The sequence below is a fragment of the Pseudomonas sp. 34 E 7 genome, from assembly GCF_900005715.1.
In the GTDB taxonomy this organism is placed as follows: domain Bacteria; phylum Pseudomonadota; class Gammaproteobacteria; order Pseudomonadales; family Pseudomonadaceae; genus Aquipseudomonas; species Aquipseudomonas orientalis_A.
The window spans coordinates 1-20,169 of record NZ_CVTX01000173.1; the positions used below are offsets into that span (position 1 = coordinate 1).

General features: G+C 60.0%; 15 protein-coding genes and 4 tRNA genes. 6 read left to right on the top strand and 13 right to left on the bottom strand.

Annotation, left to right across the window (positions count from 1 at the left end):
• The 11 genes from BFP96_RS23700 to BFP96_RS23750 all read right to left on the bottom strand — a co-directional run.
• A partial coding sequence (locus BFP96_RS23700; RefSeq protein WP_065937118.1) for a DUF2242 domain-containing protein occupies positions 1-726 on the bottom strand: 726 nt, incomplete at its 3' end.
• 152 nt (positions 727-878) lie between these two features.
• The gene (locus BFP96_RS23705; protein ID WP_065892543.1) at positions 879-2,753 is read right to left on the bottom strand and encodes a SurA N-terminal domain-containing protein; all 1,875 of its coding nucleotides are present in this window, start codon (positions 2,751-2,753) and stop codon (positions 879-881) included.
• A 231-nt stretch (positions 2,754-2,984) separates the two neighbouring features.
• The gene (locus tag BFP96_RS23710) at positions 2,985-3,257 is read right to left on the bottom strand and encodes an HU family DNA-binding protein (RefSeq protein WP_003174819.1); all 273 of its coding nucleotides are present in this window, start codon (positions 3,255-3,257) and stop codon (positions 2,985-2,987) included.
• Between the two features lie 149 nt (positions 3,258-3,406).
• The gene (lon, locus tag BFP96_RS23715) at positions 3,407-5,803 is read right to left on the bottom strand and encodes an endopeptidase La (protein WP_065884860.1); all 2,397 of its coding nucleotides are present in this window, start codon (positions 5,801-5,803) and stop codon (positions 3,407-3,409) included.
• A 191-nt stretch (positions 5,804-5,994) separates the two neighbouring features.
• Entirely contained in the window at positions 5,995-7,278 is a 1,284-nt protein-coding gene (clpX, locus tag BFP96_RS23720) for an ATP-dependent Clp protease ATP-binding subunit ClpX (RefSeq protein WP_017136464.1), read from the bottom strand.
• Between the two features lie 112 nt (positions 7,279-7,390).
• Entirely contained in the window at positions 7,391-8,026 is a 636-nt protein-coding gene (gene clpP, locus BFP96_RS23725; protein ID WP_003174822.1) for an ATP-dependent Clp endopeptidase proteolytic subunit ClpP, read from the bottom strand.
• Positions 8,027-8,117: 91 nt separating this feature from the next.
• Positions 8,118-9,428, bottom strand: coding sequence for a trigger factor (gene tig, locus BFP96_RS23730; protein WP_065892545.1), 1,311 nt, complete (start codon positions 9,426-9,428; stop codon positions 8,118-8,120).
• A gap of 399 nt (positions 9,429-9,827) precedes the next feature.
• Positions 9,828-9,903: transfer RNA gene (locus BFP96_RS23735), tRNA-His, on the bottom strand.
• Between the two features lie 83 nt (positions 9,904-9,986).
• Positions 9,987-10,071: transfer RNA gene (locus BFP96_RS23740), tRNA-Leu, on the bottom strand.
• Between the two features lie 56 nt (positions 10,072-10,127).
• A tRNA-His gene (locus BFP96_RS23745) sits at positions 10,128-10,203 on the bottom strand.
• 32 nt (positions 10,204-10,235) lie between these two features.
• A tRNA-Arg gene (locus BFP96_RS23750) sits at positions 10,236-10,312 on the bottom strand.
• Positions 10,313-10,586: 274 nt separating this feature from the next.
• On the opposite strand from BFP96_RS23750, the gene folD reads away from it, so the two are divergent.
• Complete coding sequence (folD, locus tag BFP96_RS23755; protein WP_065937119.1) at positions 10,587-11,441, top strand: bifunctional methylenetetrahydrofolate dehydrogenase/methenyltetrahydrofolate cyclohydrolase FolD; 855 nt, start codon at positions 10,587-10,589, stop codon at positions 11,439-11,441.
• Between the two features lie 208 nt (positions 11,442-11,649).
• Positions 11,650-12,573, top strand: coding sequence for a D-alanyl-D-alanine endopeptidase (gene pbpG, locus BFP96_RS23760; protein ID WP_065892548.1), 924 nt, complete (start codon positions 11,650-11,652; stop codon positions 12,571-12,573).
• 53 nt (positions 12,574-12,626) lie between these two features.
• On the opposite strand, the gene BFP96_RS23765 is transcribed toward pbpG, so the two are convergent.
• Positions 12,627-13,289: a peptidase C39 family protein gene (locus BFP96_RS23765; RefSeq protein WP_065892549.1), complete on the bottom strand. Its 663-nt coding sequence runs from the start codon at positions 13,287-13,289 to the stop codon at positions 12,627-12,629.
• A 211-nt stretch (positions 13,290-13,500) separates the two neighbouring features.
• Here BFP96_RS23765 and BFP96_RS30975 point away from each other — a divergent pair, with 211 nt between their 5' ends.
• Entirely contained in the window at positions 13,501-13,662 is a 162-nt protein-coding gene (locus BFP96_RS30975) for a hypothetical protein (protein ID WP_163001576.1), read from the top strand.
• Here the strand turns inward: BFP96_RS30975 and BFP96_RS23770 are convergent.
• Positions 13,659-14,069, bottom strand: a complete 411-nt coding sequence (locus tag BFP96_RS23770; protein WP_065884855.1) for a PA0061/PA0062 family lipoprotein — start codon at positions 14,067-14,069, stop codon at positions 13,659-13,661. The genes BFP96_RS30975 and BFP96_RS23770 overlap by 4 nt on opposite strands.
• Before the next feature lie 204 nt (positions 14,070-14,273).
• On the opposite strand from BFP96_RS23770, the gene BFP96_RS23775 reads away from it, so the two are divergent.
• Genes BFP96_RS23775 through BFP96_RS23785 form a run of 3 tightly spaced genes read left to right on the top strand, consistent with a single transcriptional unit; the run spans position 14,274 to position 20,071 of the window.
• On the top strand, positions 14,274-17,495 hold the full coding sequence (locus tag BFP96_RS23775) for an efflux RND transporter permease subunit (RefSeq protein ID WP_065937120.1): 3,222 nt from the start codon (positions 14,274-14,276) through the stop codon (positions 17,493-17,495).
• A complete protein-coding gene (locus BFP96_RS23780) occupies positions 17,485-18,654 on the top strand; it encodes an efflux RND transporter periplasmic adaptor subunit (RefSeq protein ID WP_065892551.1) in 1,170 nt (389 codons plus the stop codon). Before BFP96_RS23775 ends, BFP96_RS23780 begins: the two co-directional genes overlap by 11 nt.
• A complete protein-coding gene (locus BFP96_RS23785; RefSeq protein WP_065937121.1) occupies positions 18,638-20,071 on the top strand; it encodes an efflux transporter outer membrane subunit in 1,434 nt (477 codons plus the stop codon). The genes BFP96_RS23780 and BFP96_RS23785 overlap by 17 nt, the downstream gene beginning before the upstream one ends.
• The last annotated feature ends 98 nt before the right edge of the window (positions 20,072-20,169 follow it).

Genomic DNA, 20,169 nt, shown 5'->3' on the forward strand with positions numbered 1-20,169 from the left:
AGGTGGAGTCTGCGGTGCCGGCTCTACGCTCGGCGCGATGGGTGCGGCCTCGGGTGGCGGTGCCAGTGGCTGCGCGGCGGCAGGGATTGCGGGCATCTGCTGAGGTGTTTCAATCTTCTCGGCGGCCGGCGCGGCTTTCGGTTCAGGCATGCCAAGCTCATCCTTGGGCTTCTCGGGTATATGCGCAGCCTGCTTCACTTCCTGGGGCAGGAACACATCCACCAAGGCAAAATAACGCTCATAGAACTTGGGCGCCGAGACGGTCTCGCTCGCCACCTTGACCATCGAGTCATCGGTGGAGCCGATCGGCATCGACACCGAACCCAGCACCCCAACCCCGAGACTTGCGGAGTTGTTGACCTTCTTCAGCGCATAGCGATCCTGCAGGGCGTTGGCAAACATCGTCGAATGGTTGCTGCCTTTACCATCGGCGGCACACACCACATTGAAGCTGATCTGCAGGTGGGTCTCGCCGGTCTGCTGGAAACTCTTGTTACCGGCCACCAGCTTCGGATCGCTGCTGGTGATGATATAGCCCTGGCTCAGCAGGGCACGGCGCGCCGCTTCACAGGCCGCCACATCGCTCACCGGGTAATCGCGGGAAAACGTACCGGAGTCGTCGAAATTCTCATGTTCGTAAATAGCGGTCTTGGGTGACGAGCAACCCGCCGCGCCCGCCAGCACCAGCGCCAACCCGAGGTTTCGCAAGTGAAATGATGTCAACATCGAAAATCCTGAGAAAAACAGTCCGGGCGGTATTGTGCAACAGAACGAGGGGTGGGCGCGCGCATTCCTGTCGGTAAAACGTCACAGGCTTTAATGCGCGCAAAAAAAGACCCCGGCCTTTTCAGGACGGGGTCTTTTTATTCAAGCCGACATCAGAACTTCTTGATGTCTGCCTGGGTTTCCAGCTGCTTGCGATATGCCGCGAAGTCCTGCTGGCCGATACGGGATGCGAGGAAGCGGCGGTATTGCGCTTTTTCTTCGTCCGTAGGGGCTGCCGCTTCGTTGACACCGTTCAAGCGCACGATCATCAGGCTGCCGTCACGCAGAGTGACGGTGGTGAAGGTCGGCTTGTCCTTGGCCGCTGGCTTGGGCATGCGGAACAACGCTTGCAGCACAGCAGGGTCGACGCCTTCCTGGCCACGGGTCGCCGCTTCAGTCACCTTCCAGGCCTGGCCGTCAATCGGCTGGTCCAGTGCGGTCTTGCCATCACGCAGGCTGGCGATCAACTCGTCGGCATGGGTTTTGGCGGCAGCGCTCGCACGCTCCTTGGTCATCTGCGTGCGGATCGCCGCCTCAACCTTTTCCAGCGGCAGCTGGGCAGGCTTGAGGTGTTCTTTGGCGCGCAGCACGATGATGGTTTCCGGATCCAGCTCAATGGCGCTGCTGTTGGCCCCCTCATCCAGCACTTCCGGACTGAACGCAGCGGTGACCACGGCACGGTTGGCCGCAACGCCTTCGCCACCTTCACGGCCGAACGGCGCCGAGGTGTGTACGGTCAATTTCAGGTCGGACGCCGGTTGGGCCAGGTCGGAAGCCTCGAATGCCGCATCTTCCAATTGCTTGGTCGCCTCGACGAACCGCTGTTCAACCTGCTGGGTCTTGAGCTCGCGGGTCAGCTTGTCTTTCAGGCTGGCGAACGTCGGCACTTGCGGTGCTTCAACGCCCAACAGCTTGATCAAGTGCCAACCGAAGGCGCTGCGCACCGGCGCGGACACCTGGTCTTGCTTGAGGCCGTACAGCGCCGTTTCGAAGTCCGGATCGTACACGCCGGGACCGGCAAAGCCGAGATCACCGCCATTGTTGGCCGAACCCGGATCCTGGGAGAACTCCTTGGCCAGGGCGTCAAACTGTTCGCCCTTGGCCAGGCGCGCCTGGATGTCTTCGATCTTGGCCTTGGCTTGCGCCTCGGTGACCTTGTCGTTGACCTCGATCAGAATGTGCGCGGCGCGACGCTGTTCAGCGAGGTTGGCGGTTTCTTTCTCGTAGGCGGCCTGCAGCTCATCGTCCTTGACGGTGACCTGGTCGAAGAAGGACGACTTCTTCAGCTCCAGGTAGTCGATGACGACCTGATCCGGAGTCATGAACTCCTTGGCATGCTGGTCGTAGTAGGCCTTGACTTCGGCGTCGGTGAGTTTCACCGCTGCCGGGTCAGCCTTGATATTGACGGTGGCGAAATCGCGGGTCTGTTTCTCCAGACGGGCGAATGCCAGCACCTCGGCATCGGTCACGAAACCACTGCCGGCGATGCCTGCGCGAACCTGGCCGATCAGCATTTCCTGGGTCATCATCTGACGGAATTGCAGGCGGCTGTAGCCCAGTTGACGAATCACCTGGTCAAAGCGCTCGGCGTTGAACTGGCCATCCACCTGGAACTCCGGCGTCTGCAGGATCACCTGGTCCAAGGCCGCTTCCGAGAAGCCGAACTTGGAATCCGCCGCGCCTTGCAGCAGCAGCTTGCGATCGATCAGGCCCTTGAGGGCCGCATCGCGCAACAGTTTTTCGTCCAACAGGGAAGCATCGAAATCCTTGCCCAGTTGTTGCATCAGCTGGCGCCGTTGCATATCAACGGCCTGGCTCAGTTCGGTCTGGGTGATTTCCTCACCGTTGACCTTGGCCACGTCCTGCTTGTTATTACCCGAAGCCTGGAAAATAGCCTCGATACCGGTGAACGCCATCAATGCGACGATGATCCCGATAATGGTCTTGGCAATCCAGCCTTGTGAATTGTCCCTGATATTTTGCAGCATGCGTCCCCCAGAAACGGTTGAACATCAAAAATAGGCAACCGTGGAGCGTGGGTAGAATCCGGATAGAAGAAAGGCGCATCCGAGGATGCGCCTTCTCGTAACTGGCGGAGCGGACGGGGGTTTTAACTCTGACCCCCGGCGTGGCGACCCGATGGATACTCGGGCCGGCTACCGCTCCGCTGCCAGGCCAGACCAGCGTCCGACCCGGGTAAGCAAAGGCTTGATCGAAGCTTAGTTAACGGCTTCTTTCAGGGCTTTACCGGCTTTGAAACCTGGTTTCTTGGCAGCAGCGATTTGCAGTGCTTTGCCGGTCTGTGGGTTACGGCCAGTGCGAGCTGGACGGTCAGTCACAGAGAAAGTACCGAAGCCTACCAGTACCACGGAGTCGCCGGCCTTCAGAGCGCCAGTGACGGATTCGATTACTGCGTCCAGCGCACGGCCGGCAGCAGCTTTCGGGATATCAGCGGATGCAGCGATAGCATCAATCAGTTCCGACTTGTTCACTCTAAGTCCCCTTATATATCTATGAGTATGATTCTAAGTTTTTTGGTAAAAAGCAAAAACCAGTGCTGGATGGCCAACAGACACTTAAGAGCCGCTTTATAACAAGGGCTCTAAAAAGCTGTCAAGGAAGCCCCCCAGGCTCCAACACTTTAATGCGTGCTAATTCTTTCCTTGGAATCCGACTCGCGTTTTTCGTCCTTCGCGACAATCTCCGGAGCCACATCCGGCAAGGGCTCCGGCGCGTATTGCAGCGCAATTTGCAGGACTTCGTCAATCCATTTAACCGGTTTGATCTGAAGATCCTGTTTAATATTGTCTGGAATTTCCTTCAGGTCGCGGACATTCTCTTCGGGAATGATCACGGTCTTGATTCCACCCCGGTGCGCGGCGAGCAATTTCTCTTTCAGACCACCGATGGCCAATACCTGGCCACGCAGGGTGATCTCACCGGTCATCGCCACATCGGCACGCACCGGAATGCCGGTCAATGCCGACACCAGGGCCGTGCACATGCCTACACCCGCGCTGGGACCGTCCTTCGGGGTTGCCCCTTCCGGCATATGGATATGGGTGTCGTGCTTCTCGTGGAAGTCCAGGGGGATACCCAGGCTCCTGGCACGACTGCGCACCACGGTCTGCGCTGCGGTGATCGATTCGACCATCACATCGCCCAGGGAGCCGGTCTTGATCAACTGCCCCTTGCCCGGGATGACAGCCGCTTCAATGGTCAGCAACTCGCCGCCCACCTGGGTCCACGCCAGGCCAGTCACCTGCCCTACCTGATCCTGCTGCTCGGCCAGGCCGTAGCGGAATTTACGCACACCGAGGAAATGTTCCAGCGCGTCGGCCGTCACTTTCACCGAGAAGCGTTTTTCCAGTGCATGTTCCTTGACCGCCTTGCGGCAGATTTTCGCAATCTGACGCTCGAGGCCCCGTACACCGGCCTCGCGGGTGTAATAGCGCACGATGTCACGGATGGCTTCGACGTCAAACTCGATCTCGCCTTTCTTCAGGCCGTTGGCCGAGGTCTGCTTGGGCGCGAGGTATTTGACGGCGATGTTGATCTTTTCGTCTTCGGTGTAACCCGGCAGGCGAATCACTTCCATCCGGTCCAGCAACGCCGGCGGAATGTTCATGGAGTTGGAGGTGCACAGGAACATTACGTCGGACAGGTCGTAATCGACTTCCAGGTAATGGTCGTTGAAGTTGTGGTTCTGCTCGGGATCGAGCACCTCAAGCAGCGCCGACGCAGGATCGCCGCGCATATCGCTGCCCATTTTGTCGATTTCATCGAGCAGGAACAGCGGGTTACGCACGCCCACTTTGGTCATCTTTTGAATCAATCTTCCTGGCATCGAACCGATATATGTCCGGCGATGGCCGCGGATTTCCGCTTCGTCACGCACGCCACCGAGGGCCATGCGTACAAATTTGCGGTTGGTCGCGCTGGCGATGGACTCCGCCAGAGAGGTTTTACCCACCCCGGGAGGCCCGACCAGGCATAACACCGGACCCCGAATTTTCTTCACACGCTTTTGCACGGCGAGGTATTCGAGGATCCGCTCCTTGACCTCCTCAAGACCATAATGGTCGGCATCGAGGATTTCTTCGGCGCGGGTCAGGTCCAGGCGTACCTTGGTCTGGGCCTTCCACGGCACTTGCACGAGCCAATCGATGTAGGAGCGCACCACGGTGGCTTCAGCCGACATCGGCGACATTTGCTTGAGCTTGTTCAGCTCGGCCGTCGCCTTGGTCAGCGCGTCCTTCGGCAGGCCGGCGGCATCGATACGCTTCTTCAGCTCTTCGATCTCGTTGTGGCCTTCCTCGCCGTCGCCGAGCTCTTTTTGAATGGCCTTCATCTGCTCATTCAAGTAGTACTCGCGCTGGCTGCGCTCCATTTGTTTCTTCACGCGGCCACGAATGCGCTTCTCGACCTGCAGCAGGTCGATTTCACCATCGAGCAGTGCCAGCACATGTTCGACACGGGCCGACAGGTCGATGATTTCGAGGATGTCCTGCTTCTGCTCGATTTTCAGCGCCATGTGCGCCGCCATGGTGTCGACCAGGCGACTTGGCTCGTCGATGCTGTTCAGGGACGACAGGACTTCCGCCGGGACCTTCTTGCCCAACTGCACATACTGTTCGAACTGCGAAAGCAGGCTGCGCACGAATACTTCGGATTCACGCTCGGGGGCTTCGACTTCGTCGATCAGCGCCACTTCGGCGCGCAGGTGGCCGTCGACCTCCATGAAACGCTCGACCGCACCGCGCTGCTCGCCTTCCACCAGCACCTTGACGGTACCGTCGGGCAGCTTGAGCAATTGCAGGACAGTTGCAACGGTGCCGACGCGATACAGGGCGTCTTCGCCCGGATCATCATCGGCAGGATTCTTCTGGGCCAGCAGCAGGATCTGCTTGTCGCCCGTCATCGCGGCCTCGAGGGCTTCGATAGACTTCTCGCGCCCCACGAACAGCGGGATAACCATGTGCGGATAGACGACGACATCACGCAACGGCAGGAGAGGCAATTCGATGGTTGTCTTCATGATTTCGCCTCTATGACAGTTGAAAAATAAGCTTGAAACCAAGATGGGGGTTGCATGCAAAAAAAACAAGCTCAATGCCAGCACTTAAACGCATGAATAAACGCGATTTAATCAGCCGTCACGCAAAAACACCCCAAAAAAACAAGGGGCCCCAAAAAGGCCCCTTGCTTGTACCGCCACTGCAAAGACGCTTATGCGTCAGGTGCAGCCTTGGCAGCCGGCTCACTGTTTTCATAGATATACAGTGGCTTGGACTTGCCTTCGATAACGCTTTCGTCGATCACCACTTTACTCACCTCGGACTGCGAGGGGATTTCGTACATGGTGTCGAGCAACACGCCTTCGAGGATCGAGCGCAGACCACGTGCACCGGTCTTGCGCTCCAGTGCGCGCTTGGCCACTGATTTGAGCGCGTCGGTACGGAACTCGAGGTCCACACCTTCCATCTCGAACAGCTTGGCGTACTGCTTGGTCAGGGCGTTTTTCGGCTCGGTGAGGATCTGAATCAACGCCGCCTCATCCAGCTCGTCCAGCGTCGCCAGGACCGGCAGACGGCCGACGAATTCCGGGATCAGACCGAACTTGACCAGATCGTCAGGTTCGACTTCACGCAGGGACTCGCCCACCTTCTTGCCTTCTTCCTTGCTGCGCACTTCCGCGCCGAAACCGATGCCGCCACGGGTGGAGCGCTGCTGGATGACCTTTTCCAACCCGGAAAACGCACCGCCACAGATAAACAGGATGTTACGCGTATCGACCTGCAGGAATTCCTGCTGCGGATGCTTGCGGCCGCCCTGGGGCGGTACCGAAGCGACCGTGCCTTCGATCAGCTTCAACAGGGCCTGCTGCACGCCTTCACCGGAAACATCCCGAGTGATCGACGGATTGTCCGACTTGCGCGAAATCTTGTCGATTTCGTCGATGTAGACAATACCCATCTGGGCCTTCTCTACGTCGTAGTCGCACTTCTGCAGCAGTTTCTGAATGATGTTCTCGACATCTTCGCCCACGTAGCCCGCCTCGGTGAGGGTGGTGGCGTCGGCGATGGTGAACGGAACGTTCAGCAGGCGAGCGAGGGTTTCCGCAAGCAGGGTCTTACCCGAGCCTGTGGGGCCGATCAGCAGGATATTACTCTTGCCGAGTTCGACTTCGTCGCCTTTCTTGTCACGCTGGTTCAGGCGCTTGTAGTGGTTGTACACCGCTACGGCCAGAACCTTTTTTGCACGCTCCTGACCAATCACATACTGGTCAAGGATGCCGCTGATTTCTTTAGGCGATGGGAGTTTGTGCGCACTGCTCTCGGCCTGGGCTTCCTGCACCTCCTCGCGGATGATGTCATTGCACAGGTCGACGCATTCGTCGCAGATAAACACCGAGGGGCCGGCAATCAATTTGCGTACTTCATGCTGGCTTTTGCCACAGAAGGAGCAATAAAGCAGCTTGCCGTTGTCCTCGCCGTTGCGGGTGTCAGTCATTCGTTCGATCCAAATCCGATAGGCTTGCAACACAAGATGAAGGCTTATGCGGGCTTTTTCAAGCCCGCCAGTGGTCGGGCATGCCGACCAGCCCTATTTTGAGCGGCTTATATTAAGCGGGGCGCTTTTCGATCACTGCGTCGATCAACCCGTATTCACGGGCAGCTTCAGCGCTCATGAAATTATCACGGTTGGTATCACGCTCGATTTCTTCAAGTGTGTGCCCGCTGTGCTTGGCCATCAGCGTATTGAGGCGCTCACGAATGAAGAGGATTTCCTTGGCATGGATTTCGATGTCCGATGCCTGGCCCTGGAAACCGCCCAGAGGCTGGTGAATCATCACGCGTGAGTTCGGCAGGCAGTAACGCTTGCCCTCGGCACCGGCGGTCAGCAGGAATGCACCCATGCTGCAGGCCTGGCCAATGCAGGTAGTCGACACGTTTGGCTTGATGAACTGCATGGTGTCGTAGATCGACATGCCCGCTGTCACCGAACCGCCCGGCGAGTTGATGTAGAGATGGATGTCCTTGTCCGGGTTTTCCGCTTCAAGGAACAGCAGCTGCGCACAGATCAGGTTGGCCATGTAGTCCTCTACCGGGCCAACCAGAAAGATCACTCGCTCCTTGAGCAGGCGCGAGTAGATGTCGTAGGCGCGTTCGCCACGAGCGGACTGCTCGACAACCATCGGGACCAGGCCGCCTGCGGCCTGGATATCAGAGTTCTGCTGAATATAGGAATTACGGAACATGCTCTGCAGTTACTCCCAAATAGTCATGTCTTGAAAACGCATAAGCCAGCGCGAGGCTGGCTTATGGTTGAATTTCCAACGAGTTGGACAATCAGTCGGCTTGTGCTGCTTCTGCCGGTTTGACTGCTTCTTCGTAAGAGACCGCTTTATCGGTCACCTTAGCCTTCTGCAGAACAGTATCCACAACTTGTTCTTCAAGCACAACCGAACGTACTTCGTTCAGTTGCTGGTCGTTCTTGTAGTACCAAGCCACAACCTGCTCAGGCTCCTGGTAGGCCGAGGCCATTTCCTGGATCATTTCGCGAACACGGTCTTCGTCCGGCTTGAGGTCGAACTGCTTGACCACTTCAGCCACGATCAGGCCCAGCACGACGCGGCGCTTGGCTTGTTCTTCGAACAGCTCGGCCGGCAGCTGGTCAGGCTTGATGTTGCCACCAAACTGCTGGACAGCTTGTACGCGCAGGCGATCCACTTCGTTGGACAGCAGGGCCTTTGGCACTTCGATCGGGTTGGCGGACAGCAGACCGTCCATGACCTGGTTCTTGACCTTGGACTTGATCGCCTGGCGCAGCTCGCGCTCCATGTTCTTGCGAACTTCGGTGCGGAAGCCTTCGATGCCGGTTTCCTTGATGCCGAACTGAGCGAAGAACTCTTCGTTCAGTTCCGGCAGCTTAGGCTCGGAAACGCTGTTGACGGTCACGGTGAACTCGGCGGCTTTGCCGGCCAGGTCCAGGTTCTGGTAGTCAGCAGGGAATTCCAGGTTCAGAACGCGCTCTTCACCGGCCTTGGCGCCGACCAGGCCGTCTTCGAAGCCCGGGATCATGCGGTTGGAGCCCAGCACCAGCTGGGTACCGGTGGCGGAACCGCCAGCGAACACTTCGCCGTCAACCTTGCCAACGAAATCGATGTTCAGTTGGTCTTCGTTCTGGGCGGCACGGTCGGCCACTTCGAAACGGGTGTTCTGCTTGCGCAGGATTTCCAGCATGTTGTCCAGGTCCGAATCAGCGACATCGGCGCTCAGGCGCTCGATTTCGATGCCTTCAAAACCGGCCACTTCAAACTCAGGGAACACTTCGAACGTCGCTACGTATTCCAGGTCCTTGCCAGCTTCCAGGGACTTGGGTTCGATCGACGGCGAGCCAGCCGGGTTCAGCTTCTGCTCGACAACGGCTTCGTAGAAGGAAGCCTGGATCACGTCACCTACCGCTTCCTGGCGCGCATCGGCACCAAAACGACGCTTGATTTCGCTCATCGGCACTTTGCCTGGACGGAAACCAGCGATCTTGGCCTTCTGGGCAGTCTGCTGCAGACGCTTGTTGACCGCAGTCTCGATACGCTCTGCCGGCACGGTGATGCTCATGCGGCGCTCGAGAGCAGTAGTATTTTCAACAGAAACTTGCATGGATATTCCTCGTTGCACAGACATTAGCCGGCCATTTCCGACCCCAATCAAGGGCATGCATTCTAGTGGGTCAAACTCAAGAAGTCACCCTACTGAAAATACACCTGGAAACAGCCAGCAATTTATCGGTACGAAGGCACTGAAGTACCTCGCCCCGGTGACAAATACAGCCAATTGCGCCAGGGCTCTGCGCCGCCCTTCTATATAGTGAGAAAGCAGCCATTCATCTCCCTGACGGTCCGCCCCGCGAACGGCGCGAACGGGCAACGCGGCATCATCGAGACACACAAATACGACGAAACGCGCTGCCGATGGAGCCCACTACCTGCGACCGCTGACATATCAAGCGGCCAAAACCAAAAAAGGCGCCAGACTGTTAAATCTGGCGCCTTTCGAATATGGGGTGGACGAAGGGGATCGAACCCTCGACAACGGGAGTCACAATCCCGTGCTCTACCAACTGAGCTACGCCCACCATATTGCATTAACAAAGAAACCAAACTACTTCTTTTTCTTTGTCCAACCTTGCCCGACCTGACAGCCGAGCAACGTTTTATTTGGTGCGGATGAAGAGACTCGAACTCTTACGCCTCGCGGCGCTGGAACCTAAATCCAGTGTGTCTACCAATTCCACCACATCCGCGCTTGAAGCTCTTAAAGCAAAGGCGCCAGACGGTTAATCTGGCGCCTTTCAAAATATGGGGTGGACGAAGGGGATCGAACCCTCGACAACGGGAGTCACAATCCCGTGCTCTACCAACTGAGCTACGCCCACCATATAGCGCTACTTGTGCCAAAGCTGCCTAATGGCGCACCCGGCAGGACTCGAACCTGCGACCATCCGCTTAGAAGGCGGATGCTCTATCCAGCTGAGCTACGGGCGCCTGATTAATCTGTACTCTTGGAGGATTACAAACTAAGTGTTTCCAGCCTTGCAGGACAACAATTCTGCTCGACTTTCTAACCAGTGCTAGGCTGTGCCCGACAAGTGCGACGAATAGTATAGAGCGGCCTGAAACCCGTCAAATCTTTTTTGAAAAAAACTGATTTTATTTAAGGGGTTAGGCCAATTTGCAGACCAAGCGCCTTTGCCCTCGCGCCTTGGCGTGCGAGAATGCGCGCACTTTTCTTCCCCCTCTCGATGGTTAATCACGCGTAATGACTGCACAACTTATCGACGGCAAATCAATCGCCGCCAGCCTGCGCCAGCAGATCGCCAAACGCGTCACCGAGCGTCGCCAGCAAGGCCTGCGCACGCCTGGCCTCGCGGTGATCCTGGTCGGCAGCGATCCTGCCTCTCAGGTTTATGTCTCGCACAAGCGTAAAGACTGCGAAGAGGTGGGCTTTATCTCCAAAGCCTACGACTTGCCTTCGAACACCACTCAACAGGCCCTGGCCGACCTGATTGACAGCCTCAACGATGACCCGAACATGGACGGCATCCTGCTCCAGTTGCCGCTGCCCGAGCACCTGGACGCCTCCCAACTGCTGGAACGCATCCGCCCGGACAAAGACGTCGATGGTTTCCACCCCTATAACGTCGGTCGCCTGGCCCAGCGCATCCCGCTGCTGCGCCCCTGCACGCCCAAGGGGATCATGACGTTGCTGGAAAGCACCGGGGTCGATCTCTATGGCCTCGACGCCGTCGTGGTTGGCGCCTCGAACATCGTCGGTCGCCCGATGGCCATGGAACTGTTGCTGGCCGGCTGCACCGTGACCGTCACCCACCGCTTCACCAAGGATTTGGCCGGCCACGTTGGCCGCGCCGACCTGGTGGTGGTCGCCGCCGGCAAGCCGGGCCTGGTCAAAGGTGAATGGATCAAGGAAGGCGCCATCGTCATTGACGTGGGCATCAACCGCCAGGACGACGGCAAGCTGGTCGGCGACGTGGTCTACGACACCGCCCTGCCCCGCGCCGGCTGGATCACCCCGGTTCCAGGCGGCGTAGGCCCGATGACCCGGGCGTGCCTGCTGGAGAACACGCTGTATGCGGCGGAAACGCTACACGGCTAATAACCACGCGTACTGAAAAAGCCCTGCCTTAGCGCGGGGCTTTTTATTGCCTGAAGAAAAACTGTTTTTTCTTAGTTTTTAAGCACTTTCGTCTGGTTCTGGAAGAACATTCGACAGTTTCTGATCCATACTCCTAGAATGTAACGCCATTTTTCATAAAACCCGTTTCCCAAACGGTATTTCCTTACTTTTTAGCGAGTTCATCCGCGTGAAAATTCGTCTTTCTCTTGTCAGCCTGTTTTTTGCTTTCACAGGCACCTTCGCCCACGCCGCCGAATCCACCCTGGCCCCGCGTGACGCCTCCAAACTGCAAATTGCTTCCGGAAGCGCCATGCTGGTGGATTTGCAGACCAACAAAGTGATCTATGCCAGCAACCCCGACGTGGTGGTGCCCATCGCGTCCGTGAGCAAGCTGATGACCGGCCTGATCGTGCTGGAAGCCAAGCAGAACATGGATGAATACATCGATATCAACATCACCGACACGCCGGAGATGAAAGGGGTGTTCTCGCGCGTGAAGATCGGCAGCCAGATGCCGCGCAAGGAGATGCTGCTGATCGCACTGATGTCCTCGGAAAACCGCGCCGCCGCGAGCCTGGCCCACCATTATCCGGGCGGCTACGCGGCGTTTATTGCGGCGATGAACGCCAAGGCCAAGGCGCTGGGCATGACCAGCACCCATTATGTGGAGCCTACAGGCTTGTCGATCCATAACGTGTCGACCGCCCGCGACCTGAGCAAATTGCTGGCCTATGCGCGCAAATTCCCGATGTTGAGCCAGTTGAGCACCACCAAGGAAAAGACCGTGGCGTTCCGCAAGCCCAACTACACCCTGGGTTTCTCCAACACCGATCACCTGATCAATCGTGCCAACTGGGACATCAAGCTGACCAAGACCGGCTTTACCAATCAGGCCGGGCACTGCCTGGTGCTGGTCACGAGCATGGGTAACCGCCCGGTGTCGCTGGTGATCCTGGATGCTTTTGGCAAGTTCACCCACTTTGCCGATGCCAGCCGTATTCGCAGCTGGGTCGAGACCGGCAAGGGCGGCGCGGTGCCGGATGTGGCGTTGCGCTACAAGGCTGACAAGAATCTGAAGAACCGTGCGGGTGTGACGGAAGTGCGTCGCTAGTCAACTGACAGCACCGATCAAATGTGGGAGGGGGCAAGCCCCCTCCCACATTTTTATCTGCGTTCCGCCAGGACCTTGAGCGCCTGGGCCGCCGCCCCTTCCTGCCCGGCCTGGGCCGTAGCGTTCGCCGCCTCCCGCCAACGCTGCGCGTCCACATTCGCCGGCAACTGGCTCGGACGCTGGGTCAGGATCGCCCAATGACCCGCGCTCTTCCACGCCGACTCGAAGTCACCAAAGCTCATCATCAATCGCCGCTCCATGCCGGAACGCAACAGCACCGTGCTTTTCTGCTGATTGAACCCCACCACCACGACGTAACGCGGGCCGGACCAGAAGCTGGAGTTGATGCGCGCCATTACCGGATAACCGGCCGCCACCTGCGCCAGCACTGCGGTCAGCCCGGCATCCAGCGGATACACCATCAGCCCGTACTCACGCGCCAGCTTTGGCATGTTGCGCTCAAGGTCCGCCTCGGCGCCCGGCAGGTGCAGTGGCTTATCGAGCAGCCCCGGTGTCATGACAATGCCTTGTTGCGACAGCATGCTGGCCAGTGCCGCAGGACCGCTCTGATAAGCCTCGCTGCGAAAAGTGGGGACGCCATTGAGCTCAACCCGCTCCGGCAGGCCGGGAAGTTTCGACGGCTGGCTGGAACAGGCCATCAGCCCCAGGGCACAGGCCAGCAGGATGGATGTTTTGAGGTTCGACCGTAAGCGCAATGTTTGACTCTCTTGATCAACTGCCGGTGAGGGCCCCGATCATAGGACGCTCTTGGGCAAGGGTATAGCCTCACGTGTCGATAAACCGCCCGCCATAGAGCAAACAAGTTGGACGGACACGACCATTGGTCAATAGCAGGCAACCGCCGGGTAGCTAGACTGTCCATTGAGAAGACTGTGTGTACCCCGGACGGGGTGAAGGGAGGCCTGAATGAGCCTTGCAACGACGATTTTCCTGTTGATCTGCGGTTGGCTGGCGGTGGCCGCCGCCATGTTGTGGGGGGTCATGCGCGTGACCCGCCGGCACCATCACCCCCACGTCAAACCCGCCGCGCCCGCCAAGCCGAGCAAGGCGACGGTGCATCACGCCTAGCCGGGCATGCAATTGAAGTCCTGGGTGGCGGCGACCTCCTTGCCGTGGCCATCCTTGAGCGCTGCGCGCACGGTAGTCCCCAGGCTCGATTCCTCCAGGGTGTAATGCTCACCCGCCTTGAAATGCTTGTACTCGACCCGGCCCTGGCAGTCCTGCTGGTTATCGTCGCCGGGCTCCTCCTCAAACAACGTCACGTCCAGGCGATGGTCCCCGGGGCTCACTTCGAAGTAGCGCCCGTCATCGACGCGCTTGCCATCGAGACGCTCGGCCAACAAGTCATTCGGTGCCTCTTCTTTCAAGCCGATCCAGGCTTGGCTCGGGTCGGCCTTGGGTATCGGGCCGGCACACGCCGACAACAGTACGACAGCCGCAAGGGTGGGAATCAACAACAGTGTTTTCGGTGACATGGCAGGGCTCCAAAGCGCATCAGTAAAAAGCGTATCCGATGGCTGACAAGCTTGAAGAGCCGCCGTTTGTAGAACAAATGAATACAAATGAAACGATCTTCAGCCGTTACCTAAATGTTCCTTCACCTGGCTGAAAGGTGCGTGTTAGGTGGGTCGGGCAAGACTGCCGGGGTTTGCAATCCTGCTCTTCTCGGAGACTCACGCATGCTCGGGCTGGTAAAGACCGCACTGCACAAGCCGTACACGTTTATCGTGCTGGCCATATTCATCTGCATCATCGGGCCCATGGCGGCCCTGCGTACGCCCACGGATGTGTTCCCCGATATCGGTATCCCCGTGGTCGCCGTGGTCTGGCAATACAACGGCCTGTCGCCGGACGCCATGGCCGGGCGGGTGATCTACACCTACGAACGCTCCCTGAGCACCACCGTCAACGACATCGAACATATCGAATCGCAATCCCTGCCAGGCATGGGCATCGTCAAGATCTTCTTCCAGCCCGGCGTGGATATCCGCACCGCCAACGCCCAGGTCACGGCGGTATCACAGACGGTGCTCAAGCAGATGCCACCGGGTATCACGCCGCCGCTGATCCTCAACTACAGCGCGTCCACGGTGCCGATCCTGCAAATGGCGTTCTCCAGCCCGAGCCTGTCGGAGGCGAGAATCCGCGACCTGGTGCAGAACAACATCCGCCTGCCGCTGAGCGCCCTGCCCGGCCTGGCGATGCCCACGCCGATGGGCGGCAAGCAGCGCCAGATCACCCTGGACCTCGACCCCCAGGCCCTGGCGGCCAAGGGTTTGTCGGCCCAGGACGTAGGCAATGCGCTGGCATTGCAGAACCAGATCATCCCGGTGGGCACCGCCAAGCTCGGCCCCAACGAATACACGATCCTGCTGAACAACAGCCCCAAGGCCATCGATGAGCTCAACGACTTGCCGATCAAGAACGTCGACGGCGCGATCATCACCATCGGCCAAGTGGCCCACGTACGGGACGGCTCGCCCCCGCAGACCAATATCGTGCGCGTCGACGGCCACCGTGCGGTGCTGATGCCGGCCTTGAAGAACGGCAGTATCTCGACGCTCTCGATCATCGACGGCATTCGCCAGATGCTGCCGCGCATCAACGAAACCCTGCCGCCGTCGCTGAAGACCTCACTGCTGGGCGACGCCTCGGTGTTCGTCAAGCAGTCGGTGGGCAGCGTGGCCCAGGAAGGCATCATCGCCGCCCTTCTGACCAGCGCGATGATCCTGCTGTTTCTCGGCAGCTGGCGCTCGACCCTGATCATTGCCGCATCCATCCCCCTGGCGGTGCTGTCGGCCATCGCGCTGCTGGCGGTCAGCGGGCAAACCCTCAATGTGATGACCCTGGGCGGCCTGGCCCTGGCGGTGGGCATTCTGGTGGACGACGCCACGGTGACCATCGAAAACATCAACTGGCACCTGGAACAAGGCAAGGCGGTGAAAACGGCGATCCTCGACGGCGCCGCACAAATCGTCGGCCCGGCGTTCGTCTCGCTGCTGTGCATCTGCATCGTGTTCGTGCCGATGTTCCTGCTGCAAGGCATCGCCGGGTATCTGTTCCGGCCGATGGCGCTGGCGGTGATCTTTGCCATGGCCAGTTCGTTCATTCTCTCGCGCACCCTGGTGCCGACGCTGGCGATGTTTCTGCTCAAGCCCCACGCACCGGAGCAAGGCCTGGGGCATCATCCGGAAGACCCATTCATCAACCACCACGAGGGCGAACAGCACCGCAAGCCGCGCCATGCCGCGCTGCAAGCCGTGCTGAATTTCCAGCAAGGGTTCGAGCGGCATTTCTCGAATATCCGCGACACCTACCACGGCCTGCTGATGCTCGCACTCGGCGCGCGCAAGCGCTTTATCGTCGGGTTCCTCGCCTGTGTGCTGGCCTCGTTCGTGCTGCTGCCGAGCCTGGGCCAGGATTTTTTTCCGGCGACCGATGCCGGTGCACTGGCGCTGCATGTGCGCCTGCCGCTGGGTACGCGCATCGAGGAAAGCGCCGCCGCGTTCGACCGCATCGAAGCGCGGATTCGCGAGGTGATCCCGGCGCAAGCGCTGGACACGATCGTCGACAACATCGGCATCCCGCTCAGCGGCATCGACATGGCCTACAGCAACAGCGGCACCATCGGCCCGCAGGACGGCGATATCCAGGTCACGCTGAAAAAGGACCACGCGCCTACCGCCGATTACGTGAAAAAACTGCGTGAGGCCCTGCCGCAAAGCTTCCCCGGCAGCCACTTTGCGTTCCTGCCGGCGGACATCAGCAGCCAGATCCTCAACTTCGGCGCGCCGGCACCACTGGACGTGAAGATTTCCGGGCGCAACGATGCCGAAAACCGCGCCTATGCCGTGGAACTCGAACGGCGCCTGCAACACGTACCGGGCATCGCTGACCTGCGTATCCAGCAGTCCACCGGTTACCCGTCGCTGCAGGTGAATGTCGACCGCCTGCGCGCCAATGGCCTGGGCATCACCGAAAAAGACGTGACCAACAGCATGGTCGCCTCCCTCGCCGGCAGCTCCCAGGTGGCGCCCACGTTCTGGCTGAATCCGGCCAATGGCGTGTCCTATTCGATCGTGGCCGCGACGCCGCAATACCGTCTCGACAGCCTGCCTTCGCTGGAGGCCCTGCCGGTGACCGGTGCCGATGGCCAGTCCCAGATCCTCGGCGGCGTGGCGACTATTTCGCGGGTACAAAGCCCGGCGGTGGTGACGCACTACAACATCGAACCCACCCTGGACCTGTACGCCAACGTGCAGGGCCGCGACCTCGGTGGCGTCGCCCGGGATGTGCAAAAAGTCCTCGATGACACCGCGTCCATGCGCCCCAAAGGCGCGACGATCAGCCTGCACGGGCAGATCGATGCGCTGCACGAGGCGTTCAGCGGCTTGAGCTTCGGCCTGCTCGGCGCCGTGGTGTTGATCTACCTGCTGATCGTGGTCAACTTCCAATCCTGGGCCGACCCCTTCGTGATCATCACTGCGTTGCCCGCAGCATTGGCGGGGATCGTGTGGATGCTGTTCCTCAGCGGCACCTCGCTATCGGTGCCGGCCCTGACCGGCGCGATTCTGTGCATGGGCGTGGCCACCGCCAACTCGATCCTGGTGGTGAGTTTCTGCCGTGAACGCCTGGCCGAACATGGCGATGCCTTGAAAGCGGCGATGGAAGCCGGTTACACGCGCTTTCGCCCGGTGTGCATGACCGCCCTGGCGATGATCATCGGCATGCTGCCCCTGGCGCTGTCCGAGGAACAGAACGCGCCGCTGGGCCGCGCCGTGATCGGTGGGTTGATCTTCGCCACCGTCGCCACCTTGTTGTTTGTTCCCGTGGTCTTCAGCCTGGTCCACGGTCGTCACCCTACTCGCGCAATTGCTGGAGAAACGTCCCATGTCGTCTGATCAAAAACCCTCGCGCAAGCGTCTGATGCTCATGGGTATCGGCGGCCTGACCCTGGCCGCCCTGTTGGTCGCCAACGGCTTGCACGCCCGCACGCTGCATGAACAAGCGGTGACCGCCTGGACCGAAACCGCGGCCATCCCCCAGGTGAGGGTGTTCCAGCCCAAACAGAATGCCAGCGGCGACACCCTGCGCTTGCCGGCGCACCTGGAGGCCTGGAGCAAGGCGCCGATCCATGCTCGGGTCAGCGGCTATTTGAAGGACTGGAAGGTCGATATCGGTAGCCAGGTCAAGGCCGGGCAAATCCTCGCGCAGATCGACAGCCCGGACCTTGACCAGCAACTGGCGCAAACCCACGCCCACCTGGTCCAGGAACAGGCCAATGCACGCCTGGCCGCCACCACTGCAACGCGTTGGCAAAACCTGCTGGCCAGCCACTCCGTGTCGCGCCAGGAAGCCGATGAGAAAACCTCGGATGCCGCCGCCGCCAAAGCCAACGCCCAGGCGGCCGCCGCCGACTATGCGCGGCTGTGCGCACTGGAAAGCTACAAGACCCTGCGTGCGCCCTTCGCCGGCACCATCACCGCGCGCAATACCGACATCGGCCAGTTGATCAAGGCCGACACCGACAGCGATCCGGAACTGTTCAGCCTTGCCGACACCCACCAGCTACGCCTGTACGTGCCGGTGCCACAGAACTACGCAGCGGTGATCCACCCAGGCCTGGAAGCCGAGCTGACGGTGCCCGAACATCCGGGCGAGCACTTCAAGGCGCGCCTGATCGGCGACTCCACGGCCATCGACCGACGCTCCGGCACCCTGCTCGCGCAGTTCGTCGTCGACAACCCTAACGGTGAACTGCTGCCCGGCGACTATGCCGAAGCGACCTTGCCGATTCCGGCGGACACCCATGGCGTGAGCATCCCCGCCAGCGCGCTGATCTTCCGCGCCCAGGGCACCCAGGTCGCGGTGCTGGACCGGCACAACCATGTGCACCTGCAAGTCATTCATATCGGCCTGGACCTGGGCGAACGGCTGGTGATCGACCAGGGCCTGAAACCCGCCGACCGCATCATCGACAACCCACCCGATGCCCTGCGCGAAGGCGACACGGTACAACTGGCCGACGCCACCGGGGGTGCCCATGCGCCCAAGGCTTAACCCGTTAGCGGCACTGATGCTGCTGGCCTTGCAAGGCTGCTCCATGGCACCCGTCTACCACGTGCCGTCGGTTGACCTGCCGGCCGGTTACCGCGAACAGACCAGCGACGGCCCGTGGCACAGCGCGCAGCCGTCCGACGCATTGGCGCCGCAGTGGTGGAAGCTGTACAACGACCCAACGCTCGATGCGCTGCAGCAGCAACTGCTCACGGCCAACCCCGACCTGGCCGCGGCGCTGGCGCATTTCGATGCGTCCCAGGCGTATGCCAGTCAACTGCATGCAGGGCTGTTTCCACAGCTCACCGCCAGCGCCCAGCCGTTGCGCCAGCGCCAATCGGATTCGAGGCCGTTGCGCGGCACGACGCAACCGTCGGTGTACAACAGCGACACCGCGGGATTCTCGTTGAGTTACGAGCTGGACCTGTGGGGCAAAATCCGCAACCAGGTCGCGGCCGGCGACGCCCAGGCGCAAGCATCCGGCGATGATTTGGCCGTGGCGCGCCTGAGCCTGCAACGGCAGTTGGCAACGCTGTATGTGCAACTCAACGGGCTGGATGCGCAGAGTCGGATTCTCACCCACTCGCTGGAGGATTTCAGCCAGGCGCTGCAACTCACCCGTAGCCGTTATGAGGGGCAGATCGCCTCGGAACTGGACCTTACCCGTGCGCAAAATCAACTGGCCGAGGCCAGGGCGCAACTGGATGAAGTGCGTGGGCAGCGCAACCTCACCGAGCATGCCATCGGCGAATTGGTCGGCGTCGCGGCCAGTAACTTTTCATTGCCAGCCAGCCCGCAGTTGATGGCCTTGCCAGGGATTCCAGCGCAACTGCCCAGCCACCTGCTGCAACGCCGCCCGGATATTGCGGCGGCGGAACGGCGAGTGTTTGCAGCCAATGCCTCTATCGGCGTGGCCAAGGCCGCGTGGTATCCGGACTTCAGTCTGACCGGGTTGATTGGCGGCCAGACGCAGGGCGTGGGCAACCTGCTTTCAGCGGGCAATCGCTATTGGGCGCTGGGGCCGTTGATGAACCTGCCCATCCTTGATGGCGGACGCTTGAGCGCCAACGAACGCCAGGCCAGGGCCGAATTTGAAGAAGCATCGGCGCAGTACCGCAGCCAGGTGTTGAAAGCCGTGCGTGAGGTGGAAGACAACCTCGCACAACTGCGCGACTTGCAGCAGCAGGCCCAGGACGAACAGGCAGCAGCGGATGCAGCGCAACACACCCAGGCGCTGGCGATGAACAGCTATGAGGCGGGAGCCGTGAGTTATCTGGATGTGGTCACCGCGCAGACGGCGGCCTTGCAGGCGCAGCGAACCTTGCAGGCGGTGCAGACACGGCAGTTGCAGGCGAGCGTGGGGTTGGTGACGGCGTTGGGGGGTGGGTGGCAACCTGGAAGCGAGGGGCAGACGCACTGACGGCAGCGCCTGTTACGGCCTCATCGGGAGCAAGCCCCCTCCCACACTGGTTCCGTGCCAGACACACAATGTATGAACACTGCAGGCCCCCTGTGGGA

What these genes read in the sequence shown, in the direction of transcription:
- BFP96_RS23705 (WP_065892543.1), bottom strand. Translation starts at nt 2,753, where the DNA reads ATGCTGCAAAATATCAGGGACAATTCACAAGGCTGGATTGCCAAGACC.
- lon (WP_065884860.1), bottom strand. Translation starts at nt 5,803, where the DNA reads ATGAAGACAACCATCGAATTGCCTCTCCTGCCGTTGCGTGATGTCGTC.
- clpX (WP_017136464.1), bottom strand. Translation starts at nt 7,278, where the DNA reads ATGACTGACACCCGCAACGGCGAGGACAACGGCAAGCTGCTTTATTGC.
- clpP (WP_003174822.1), bottom strand. Translation starts at nt 8,026, where the DNA reads ATGTTCCGTAATTCCTATATTCAGCAGAACTCTGATATCCAGGCCGCA.
- tig (WP_065892545.1), bottom strand. Translation starts at nt 9,428, where the DNA reads ATGCAAGTTTCTGTTGAAAATACTACTGCTCTCGAGCGCCGCATGAGC.
- folD (WP_065937119.1), top strand. Translation starts at nt 10,587, where the DNA reads ATGACTGCACAACTTATCGACGGCAAATCAATCGCCGCCAGCCTGCGC.
- BFP96_RS30975 (WP_163001576.1), top strand. Translation starts at nt 13,501, where the DNA reads ATGAGCCTTGCAACGACGATTTTCCTGTTGATCTGCGGTTGGCTGGCG.
- BFP96_RS23770 (WP_065884855.1), bottom strand. Translation starts at nt 14,069, where the DNA reads ATGTCACCGAAAACACTGTTGTTGATTCCCACCCTTGCGGCTGTCGTA.
- BFP96_RS23775 (WP_065937120.1), top strand. Translation starts at nt 14,274, where the DNA reads ATGCTCGGGCTGGTAAAGACCGCACTGCACAAGCCGTACACGTTTATC.
- BFP96_RS23780 (WP_065892551.1), top strand. Translation starts at nt 17,485, where the DNA reads ATGTCGTCTGATCAAAAACCCTCGCGCAAGCGTCTGATGCTCATGGGT.
- BFP96_RS23785 (WP_065937121.1), top strand. Translation starts at nt 18,638, where the DNA reads ATGCGCCCAAGGCTTAACCCGTTAGCGGCACTGATGCTGCTGGCCTTG.